Genomic DNA, 9,127 nt, shown 5'->3' with positions numbered 1-9,127 from the left:
GTAAGATGCTTGTAGTGGCTCATAGCTAGATTCCTTTCATGATTGTTTTCGCAAACATCATTTTACAGGAATCCAGCTATGGGTCCTTTTTTTAGTCACTGTTGCACTTAAATTGTAAATTCAAGTTTGAAAAAATAATTTAGGGGTGATCTCATGTGTAGTCTGATGCCAATGATTTTAAGTGTAGTGATTATCGAATAAATTTGGAGGAAAACAAGATGAATAAGAAGGCTGTTAGTATCGTTGCTGGGTTAGTGGTTGTCGCTGGAATTGGGGGCGCCATCATTACCAAAACAGCAGGAGCTAAGCAGGATGATAATAAAGCACAAGTGTTAAAGCTTAGTACGACGGCACCACTGGATACGATTGATATTTCCAAGGCCACTGGTTACGGTCAAAGCGGAAATGTTTTTGAAAGTTTCTATCGGTTGGGGAATAATGGAAAACCAACAGCAGGATTGGCAAAGAGTTCGCAGGTATCTAAGGACGGGAAGACTTGGACATTTAAACTTCGTGACGCAAAATGGAGTAATGGCGATAAGATTACAGCGAATGATTTTGTTTATTCTTGGCGGCGGACCCTTAACCCTAAGACCAAGTCAGAGTACGCTTATCTCTTTGATGACGTTAAGAACGCCACTACAATCAATCAGGGCAAAAAAGATGCCTCAACCCTAGGAATTAAAGCCCTAGATTCTAAGACCGTTCAGATTCAGCTTGATAAGCCCTTGGCTTACTTCAAAGTTTTAATGGCATACCCACTCTTTGGCCCTCAGAATCAAAAAGTGGTTGAAAAATACGGTAAAAAGTACGCTACAAAGTCACAATATATGGTTTACTCGGGTCCATTTAAAATAGAAAAGTGGAACGGAACTAGAAATACTTGGGAATACGTTAAAAATGACAAGTATTGGGATAAAGATAAGGTTAAGTTAAGCAAAATCACCTATAACGTTGAAGCAAGTAACGCCACTGGGCTAAGTTTGTATCAACAAGGAAAGCTTGATTTGACGCCACTTTCAATTGAGCAAATCAAGAACTATAAGGACAATAGCGAGTTTAAACAATATCCATACTCCGTCATTAATTACCTAAAGTATAACTTTAAAAATACCGATGCAGCCAAGAGAAAGGCTGTCAGCAACCGTAACACTCGGCTAGCAATCTCACTTTCATTAAATCGGCAACAGCTGACCAAGAAGGTTCTTGGTGATGGCTCAACTACGCCAACTGGGTTTGTCCCAACTGACGTGGCAAGTGACCCTAAGAACGGGGAGGACTTTGCTAAGGAACAATATGTAAAGAACACGGTTGACTACAATCCAACCCTTGCCAAGCAATATTGGGAAAAGGGATTGAAACAAATCGGAGCGAAGAAGGTTTCCCTCACACTTTTAGCTGGGAATGACGATCCGGAAACCAGCACGATTACCCAATACCTTAAGGCTCAACTGGAAAAGGAATTACCTGGGTTTACCTTAAATGTTAAGGCGGTTCCTGGTCAAGTCGCAAACCAATTGGGAACTAAGGGTGAGTTCGATGTTAGTCTTTCCGGTTGGGGAGCGGACTTTAACGACCCAATTTCTCACCTTCAAATTCCAGAAGCGGGAACCCCGTACAACACTGGGAAGTATAATAATGCGACCTATAACAAACTAATTGACAAAGCAACAAATGCAGATGCAAATGATACGCAGAAACGGTGGAATGATTTAGTTCAAGCTAGTCAGGAGTTAAGTAAAGATCAAGGGATGACGCCGCTTTACCAGCAAAACACCGCTTATCTTCAAAAGGCACATCTTCACGGAGTAATTCATAATACAGCCGGAACTCAGTGGAACTACAAATACGCATATATCAAATAACTTTTTTAAAAAAATATGTAGATAAGATAAAAGGTCTTGACAAATGTCGAGACCTTTTATTGTTTAACTAGATTTTATAACGGTAATGGTATAAAATTGATTTTATTGACAATACATTTGGGGGATTGGTTTATATATGAAGTTTAAAATGAGGGGAATTTTTTTGTGCGCTCTTTTCTTTGCACTTTGTTTCGGGGGTTCCATTCAAGCAAACGCAAAATTCAAGGTGTACTACCAACGTTCTAGTGCCTTGAAAAAAGGCTCGTTACGGTATGTTAATAATTGGAAGGTTCATTACGTGCGGGTTCCTAATAGCTATCATCACGTTAAGGATAAGTCCGAGATACATAAGATCAAGGGGACTAAGGGTAAAAAAGTTACTTTTACGACTCGATACCTATTACCCTATCCAGGTAGGAATGGCCAATGGTGGGGAAATCCACAGTCGATTGCGATGACCAAGAGTAAGTATATGTATATCGTGTACTGTCCGACTAACTTAAAGAATAAGGGCCGGATCGTTCGGTTTGACATTAAGAAACTCGATCAAATGGGGATTCGTTTGCACCCAGAAGAATTACAAAAGGCTTATAAGAAAAAGCACGGTAAGTACAACAAGATTCAAAAACAAATTCACAAGGCGATTAAAGTTGGGCCAATTTTCACAACTGGTCACGGCCAATCGCTTGCCTACAACTGGAAAAATCACGGTCTTTACATGTGGCGGGATAAGGAAAAAGCTCCCCGAATTCCAACCAGTCAATGGGGTTATATGCTCCATATTGACGCTAAGAAGTTGCGACCTGACAAGATGATTCGGTTCCGTTTGCGTTCGCGTGGTTTTAGCGTTCCTGGTGGTCACAACTTGACGTTTGATAAGAGTGGCAATGCCTACTTCTGGTCCAACCCGGGTTGGGGCGGTTATGTTTATAAAGGTAAAATTCACAAACGGTCTGTTAAATTTAGACTTACTCACCAGATGCTGAGGAGGATTCCAGGCACTAGGATTCAAAGCATGGGGTATAATCCAATTAGGAAACGTTTGTTACTGGTTTCCGATGCATCGATTGCTAGTTTCCCATCTAAACGACTAAAGGGCCACGGTAGCCTAACAAACGGTAGTTTTGAATGGACCAAATTCTCGCCGATGCGTGAGTTTGAAGGGATTGCCTACGATGGCACTTCAAAGGGTAACTTGTTAGTGAACCACTATCCAGAGGTATTACAGGCTAATAAAGCATATTAATTTTTTGGGAGGATGATTATTATGGTTAGTAAAAAATCAGTGTTAGGGGTGGTTGCGGGGATGCTCCTTGCAGCCGGAACGTTTGAAGTGGCAGATGCCGCAACGCACGTTCAAAAATCAAATGCGATTCAGCAATATTCTTCATCAAGTTTGCGAACTGTAAATAACAGTAAGGTTAAGTTTGTGAAGGCAAACCCTAACTATCCTGGATCTGGGAGCACAATTAAGAGTGTTAGCGGAACTAAGTGGACTTTAAAGCAAAAGTATCTTCTACAAGGTAATTGGGGCAAGGATAATACTAATCCTCAAGCGGCTGCTTTTGCAGGTAAATACTTATTTGTATTGTATGCTCCGCACTCATTAAAGGGTAAGGGATACATCATTCGTTACAACAAGAGTGTCCTTGATAAGAACAAACCAGAGAACTTCATCGGTTTGTCTGCTAAGAAAGCTGGCGTTAAAGTCGGCGGTTACTTTACTGTTGGTCATGGTCAGTCATTGGCTTATGACAAGAAGACTAATTCACTATGGATGTGGCGCGATTCCGTTAACATGGCCCCAACAAAGTGGTCAACCATTCAAAGAATTTCAAAGAGCTCATTGAAGCCTGACAAGGCAATCAAGTTCTACATGAATAACCGTGGTGCTAAGGTGCCAGCTGGTCATAATTTGACGTTTGATACATCAGGTCACGCATACTGGTGGACCATTTCTGGGGGCAAGGTCAAAGTTTACCGGGGCAAGATTTCTGGTAACAAGATCAAGGTAGTCTTGACCAAGCAAATGTTTGCTCACCAAACTGGTACCCACCAACAAGCAATGGGCTATAACCCACACAATGGTCGTTTGTACTTAGTTTCCGATGACTCAATTGCAAGTTTCCCAGCTAAAAAGACATATGGCCGTGGCTCACTTACGAATGGCTCGTTTAAGTACACGAAGTTTAGGAGTCACCGTGAGTTTGAAAGCTTGATTTTTGATAAGTCAGGCCACGGAATGTTGTTAACTAATAGACAACCACAATTAATGAGATCAACAACTGCATATTAATATTTTCAAGAAACGAAAACCACCAACCTCATTCGAGGCTGGTGGTTTTTGAGTTAGACAGTTTTGCATTTTTATAAATTTCTAAGCGTTCAACGGTGTTGGCTTACCACTCTCCGGCGTTTCCATCTGAACGTCTCTTCTTGCTCTTAGAGCCCAGAGAATTGTGACCGTATCAACAACTTCTTGGAACATTGCCCCGATAATTGCTGGAATCACACCGAAACTCGCAATCAACATGAGAATTGTACAAATTGCTATTCCAATTAAGACAGAATGCCGAGCCACCGCCATCGTTTGGTTTGCGATACACTTTGCCTTAGCGACTAGGAACAAATTATCTTTTAACACAACGGCGTCTGCAGATTCTGAGGCTGCAGTGGATCCGTGAGCACCCATCGCGATTCCCACGTCTGCAGTTGCTAATGATGGAGCATCGTTTACACCATCACCAACCATAACAACGGGATGCATCTTTAAGTCAACTTGTTTGAGAACTTCAATTTTTTCCGCTGGTAATTTTTCTGCGTAAACTTGGTCAATCCCAACTCGGTCAGCGATTTCCTCAGCGATAGTCTGTTTATCACCGGAAATCATCATGATCTGTTCGATTCCCAGGTTATGCAGCTCTGCCATTGTTGCCCCAGCTTCGTCTCTTAGCTCATCCGCAAACGCCACGTAACCAACGTATTTGCCATTAACGGAAACGTAAACAGCGGTCTGGTCGACGGTAGTAAACGGCTCATCAGACACGAAACTTGATTTGCCGGCCTTTACCGTCTGATTATTAATTTTTGCTTGGACACCCTGCGCAGTGGTTTCTACCACGTCCGTGGCGGTGGGAATATCATTTGGAATTGCATTTACTAGTGATCTAGCCAAAATGTGGCTAGATTGCTGTTCAGCCCCAGCGGCTAAGGATAATACTTGCTCTTTGGTATACCCAGGAACTGCAAAAATATCGGTAACGGTTAAGTGACCCTTGGTGATGGTTCCCGTTTTATCAAAGGCAACTGTTTTAGCCTTATCTAGTTTTTCAAGGGTGGTTCCACTCTTGACGATGATGCCACTTCGAGAGGCGTTACTCATTCCAGACACAAGGGCAATTGGTGCTGCTAGAATTAGTGGACAAGGCGACGCCACAACAAGGACTTCAGCAATTCTAACTGGATCCTTGGTAATGAACCAAGCGATACCCGCAATAATGTAGGCTGCAAGGGTAAATGGTACTGCATACCGGTCAGCCATGCGAACAAAGTGAGCAGGCTGATCCTCAGCTTGTTTAACCAGTTTAATAATATTTTGATACTGACTTTCGCTGGCTTCTTTTTGGGCAATCATTTCAAACGAGGTGTCACCGTTAACGGACCCCGATAACGCTTGATCACCAACTTGTTTGTCAATTGGTCGGGATTCACCCGTCAGCGACGATTCATCAAGGGTTCCGGTTCCAGTTGTCAGCATACCATCAACTGGGACAACCTCTCCTGGTTTAACCAGAAGGTGATCACCGACCTTAACTTCATCAGCTGCAATATCAGTTACTCCTGAATCGGAAACTTGATGAGCAGTTTGCGGTGACTGTTCAATTAAAGCTTTTAGCTCTGAGTTGGCTTTATTGGCAGCGTAGTCTTCGAGGGTATCACCACCAGTTAGCATTAGTAACACAATGAGGCCAGCCCAGTACTCCGAAACAGCTAGAGTTGCGATGACAGCGGTGATTGCTAGTAAATCGACACCGAAGTTTCCGGCCCGCAATGTTTTTACCATATCGATGAACATTAGGATTGCAATAATTGAGCCAACAATTGTTATAATTATCTGCGCCCAAAGTGGTTGCTTTAAAATGAACTCACAGATAAACGCGATAACCGCAACAGCGAGTACCCCAATTAGTCGTTTGTAATTTGATAGATTCTTCATAGTGGCCCCCTCCAGTAGTTTATCTCCTAACTACATTGTAACAATTATAAACTAGTAAAGCCAACTTAAGGGACGTTAATCAGAGCTACTTTCTAGTTTTGGCTATTGACTTACAGCCAACTCTAAGTAATAATCCACCATAACGGATATATTAGGAGGCATTAGAATGCAAAAGCTACGAATCAGCGAATTTGCAGACCAGGTAGGTCTTACTGCGTTTACGCTTCGTTACTATGAAAACGAAGGCCTAATTGAACCTCATCGTGATGCTAACGGGCGCCGATATTATGTAGACCAAGACATTCGTTGGATCAAGTTTCTCCTTCATCTAAAGAAAACGGGGATGACGATGGCTGAAATAGAGCAGTATGTCACCTGGCGGGCACAAGGGGATTCCACGATCGAACTACGGCGAAACTTATTGCAACAAGTCAAGAAAGAGGCTGAAGAAAAGGTAGCTGAACTCCAAGCTAGTTTGGAGATTGTTAACCATAAGATTGATTGGTATGATGGCAAACTTGACTCATCAATTTCGGAAGATGAAGACTTCGCCGAATATATGAAAAAATTCCAGTAGTTCCTCTTGACCTCGAGTGCACTCTAAGTAATATTCTTTGGATATGAAAAGAGGGATACCATGACAGAGTTTAAGAGTGAGAATGTAAAGGATGGAATTATTTTTCCACTTGGTGATAAGAATGATGCTTATGCTCAGTATTTTGTGGGTCAAAGTTACTTACAGGGATTAGTTAATGATCCTAAAGTAAGTGTCGGCGTAAGTAACGTCACGTTTGAGCCAGGGTGCAGGAACAATTGGCATATCCACCATGATGGTTTCCAGTTATTGTTGGTTACCGGTGGTGAGGGCCTGTATCAAGAAGAGGGTAAGCCTGCAAGGCGGCTTAAGCCAGGTGACGTAGTAGTTACTCATGATGGAGTCAAACACTGGCATGGGGCAACTGCGGAAAGCTGGTTTTCGCACATTGCCATCACAGCTGGAACTCCAGAATGGTTAGACGCGGTGTCTGACACAGAATTTAATGTAGCTCAGGGGGCGAAATAATATGCCTAAAAAACAAACTGCTGGTCGTGATAATTTGGGTGAGTTTGCTCCTAAGTTTGCGGAGTTAAACGATGACGTCTTATTCGGCGAAGTATGGTCCCGTGAGGACAAGATGTCTGCACATGACCGGAGCCTAATAACTTGCTCGGCATTACTTGCCCAGGGCCTCTTTCCTCAATTAGAGAGTCACATGAAAATTGCCAAGCAAAATGGCGTTACCGAAGAGGAAATGGTTGAATTAATTACTCATCTTTCGTTCTATGCTGGTTGGCCTAAGGCGTGGTCAGCCTTTGGAATTGCTAAACATATCTTTGAATAAAAAAGGTTTCCGAAAATCGGAAACCTTTTTTAGCTTATATTTGCTGTCAGTCTTCTCAGATTTTCCTGGCGAACTTCACGTGGTAAGAATAATCTTATTTCTTCTTCCGAAAATCCGATTTGCATCTGATAATCATTGAAGATAATTGGCCGCTTGATCAGTTCTTGGTGTTCAACTAACAGGTCAATCAATTCTGACAACGTTAAATTGTCTAAGTTGTCTTTTACGCGGGTGTAGATTTTGGCGCGGGTCGAAATCAATTCATCACTACCGTCCTCAGTCAGAGCCATCAACTGCTTAATTTCTTCAGCGTTCAATGGCTCGCGGCCGATGTTTCTTTCTTTAAAAGCAATTCCGTGGTCTCGTAACCACTGTTTTGCTTTCCGACTCGAGGAGCTACTTGGCGATACATACAGATTTAACATAGTAATTACCCCATCTCTGTTGTTGACGTTAAATCTAGTTCCTCTTCTACACCTTAATCTTATCATACCTATAAGTTATTACAACTTTAAACTATATTAGAAAACGATTAAAAAACATATTGTTTCTTAACCTAATCCCCTATATAATCGTTATAAATGCATTTATTGGAGTGAGGATTTTGGATGGAGAACTTACATATAAAAGTGGCCTAAAAGATGTGGTGCCAACTCTCGTTGGTTATATTGGGGTTGGCCTAGCATTTGGGGTTGTTGCCAAGGCGGGTCATTTATCAATTATTATGGTTTTGATCATGTCTTTAGTGGTTTACGCAGGATCTGCCCAATTCTTGATTGTGTCAATGATGATTAGCCAAAGTCCGATTGTGGCCATCACCATTTCTACACTGCTGATTAACGCTAGGATGAGTCTAATGAGTATGACAGTAGCTCCTTATTTGAAAGCTGAGAGTATGGCAACTAACATTGGGGTGGGAACGTTGCTAACCGACGAAACCTTTGCGTTGAGCATGAACAAGCTTAACTATACTGACAGGGGTTTAAACAGTGAGTGGCTAAATACTGCAAACGTTGTTGCGTACTTAACTTGGGCTGCCGCAACGGTTGTCGGAGCTCTTTTAGGTAGTGCGGTGTCTGATCCCAAAAAATTTGGTTTGGATTTTGCCGTTGTGGCGATGTTCATTGGATTATTATACTTACAGATGATTACTGATCGGAGTATGCCACTCAAACGGCACTTCGAAGTTGCTCTATTTACTGGGATTGCGGTTTTCGTTTTGATGCGGTTTGTGGCTGGTAACAGTGCAATTTTGATTGCAACAATTATGGGATGCTTATTTGGAATGGCGGTGACCAAAAATGACTGATACATACGTATACGGTACCATTATCGCCTCTGGAGTGGTTACGTGGCTACTTAGGGTAGTCCCGTTTGTAGTGGTTAAGAAGTTTAAACTCCCCAAGTGGTTAGTTTCGTTTTTGAGCTTTGTGCCGGTTGCCATTCTGTCGGCGATATTTGTTGAGAGTTTGCTGGTATACCAAACTGGTAACTGGCCTCACATTAATTTAGAGAATTTGCTTGCTTCAATTCCGTCGGTGATTGCCGGAATCATTTCTAAGAGTTTGATGGTGGTTGTGATTGTTGGAGTAATCTCGATGGCAGTGGTTCGGATGTTTGGGTTATAAATAAGGGCCAGAATTTCAAATTGAAATTCTGGCCCT

At 42.2% G+C, this 9,127-nt stretch carries 10 protein-coding genes; 8 read left to right on the top strand and 2 right to left on the bottom strand.

All coding sequences use genetic code 11. The annotated features are described in order from the left end of the window. Nucleotides 1-218: 218 nt before the first annotated feature. The 3 genes from QOW94_RS08815 (at nt 219) to QOW94_RS08805 (ending at nt 4,161) form a co-directional block, all read left to right on the top strand. A complete protein-coding gene (locus QOW94_RS08815; RefSeq protein WP_283680018.1) occupies nt 219-1,865 on the top strand; it encodes a peptide ABC transporter substrate-binding protein in 1,647 nt (548 codons plus the stop codon). A 136-nt stretch (nt 1,866-2,001) separates the two neighbouring features. Continuing rightward, nucleotides 2,002-3,111, top strand: coding sequence for a hypothetical protein (locus QOW94_RS08810; protein ID WP_283680017.1), 1,110 nt, complete (start codon nt 2,002-2,004; stop codon nt 3,109-3,111). Between the two features lie 21 nt (nt 3,112-3,132). After that, nucleotides 3,133-4,161: a hypothetical protein gene (locus tag QOW94_RS08805; protein WP_283680016.1), complete on the top strand. Its 1,029-nt coding sequence runs from the start codon at nt 3,133-3,135 to the stop codon at nt 4,159-4,161. 81 nt (nt 4,162-4,242) lie between these two features. On the opposite strand, the gene QOW94_RS08800 is transcribed toward QOW94_RS08805, so the two are convergent. Continuing rightward, entirely contained in the window at nt 4,243-6,081 is a 1,839-nt protein-coding gene (locus tag QOW94_RS08800) for a heavy metal translocating P-type ATPase (RefSeq protein ID WP_283680015.1), read from the bottom strand. Between the two features lie 166 nt (nt 6,082-6,247). Here QOW94_RS08800 and QOW94_RS08795 point away from each other — a divergent pair, with 166 nt between their 5' ends. From QOW94_RS08795 to QOW94_RS08785, 3 genes are read left to right on the top strand one after another with little or no spacing between them, the layout of a single operon-like run. After that, nucleotides 6,248-6,658, top strand: a complete 411-nt coding sequence (locus tag QOW94_RS08795) for a MerR family transcriptional regulator (protein ID WP_283680014.1) — start codon at nt 6,248-6,250, stop codon at nt 6,656-6,658. A 60-nt stretch (nt 6,659-6,718) separates the two neighbouring features. After that, on the top strand, nt 6,719-7,144 hold the full coding sequence (locus QOW94_RS08790) for a cupin domain-containing protein (RefSeq protein WP_283680013.1): 426 nt from the start codon (nt 6,719-6,721) through the stop codon (nt 7,142-7,144). Between the two features lies 1 nt (nt 7,145). Then, the gene (locus tag QOW94_RS08785; protein ID WP_283680012.1) at nt 7,146-7,463 is read left to right on the top strand and encodes a carboxymuconolactone decarboxylase family protein; all 318 of its coding nucleotides are present in this window, start codon (nt 7,146-7,148) and stop codon (nt 7,461-7,463) included. A gap of 29 nt (nt 7,464-7,492) precedes the next feature. On the opposite strand, the gene QOW94_RS08780 is transcribed toward QOW94_RS08785, so the two are convergent. After that, nucleotides 7,493-7,888: a Spx/MgsR family RNA polymerase-binding regulatory protein gene (locus tag QOW94_RS08780; RefSeq protein ID WP_283680011.1), complete on the bottom strand. Its 396-nt coding sequence runs from the start codon at nt 7,886-7,888 to the stop codon at nt 7,493-7,495. Nucleotides 7,889-8,067: 179 nt separating this feature from the next. Here QOW94_RS08780 and QOW94_RS08775 point away from each other — a divergent pair, with 179 nt between their 5' ends. Further along, nucleotides 8,068-8,772, top strand: coding sequence for an AzlC family ABC transporter permease (locus tag QOW94_RS08775; RefSeq protein WP_283680010.1), 705 nt, complete (start codon nt 8,068-8,070; stop codon nt 8,770-8,772). Then, nucleotides 8,765-9,091 (top strand): AzlD domain-containing protein, encoded by a 327-nt coding sequence (locus QOW94_RS08770; protein ID WP_283680009.1) that lies wholly within the window; start codon nt 8,765-8,767, stop codon nt 9,089-9,091. Before QOW94_RS08775 ends, QOW94_RS08770 begins: the two co-directional genes overlap by 8 nt. Nucleotides 9,092-9,127: the final 36 nt, after the last annotated feature.

The organism is Lentilactobacillus sp. Marseille-Q4993, from assembly GCF_951230165.1.
Lineage (GTDB): Bacteria > Bacillota > Bacilli > Lactobacillales > Lactobacillaceae > Lentilactobacillus.
The sequence above is the reverse complement of the archived record's forward strand: the minus strand, read 5'-3'. Positions and strand labels throughout refer to the sequence as shown.

Coding starts and splice junctions, on each gene's coding strand:
- QOW94_RS08815 (WP_283680018.1), top strand. CDS start 219: ATGAATAAGAAGGCTGTTAGTATCGTTGCTGGGTTAGTGGTTGTCGCT.
- QOW94_RS08810 (WP_283680017.1), top strand. CDS start 2,002: ATGAAGTTTAAAATGAGGGGAATTTTTTTGTGCGCTCTTTTCTTTGCA.
- QOW94_RS08805 (WP_283680016.1), top strand. CDS start 3,133: ATGGTTAGTAAAAAATCAGTGTTAGGGGTGGTTGCGGGGATGCTCCTT.
- QOW94_RS08800 (WP_283680015.1), bottom strand. CDS start 6,081: ATGAAGAATCTATCAAATTACAAACGACTAATTGGGGTACTCGCTGTT.
- QOW94_RS08795 (WP_283680014.1), top strand. CDS start 6,248: ATGCAAAAGCTACGAATCAGCGAATTTGCAGACCAGGTAGGTCTTACT.
- QOW94_RS08790 (WP_283680013.1), top strand. CDS start 6,719: ATGACAGAGTTTAAGAGTGAGAATGTAAAGGATGGAATTATTTTTCCA.
- QOW94_RS08785 (WP_283680012.1), top strand. CDS start 7,146: ATGCCTAAAAAACAAACTGCTGGTCGTGATAATTTGGGTGAGTTTGCT.
- QOW94_RS08780 (WP_283680011.1), bottom strand. CDS start 7,888: ATGTTAAATCTGTATGTATCGCCAAGTAGCTCCTCGAGTCGGAAAGCA.
- QOW94_RS08770 (WP_283680009.1), top strand. CDS start 8,765: ATGACTGATACATACGTATACGGTACCATTATCGCCTCTGGAGTGGTT.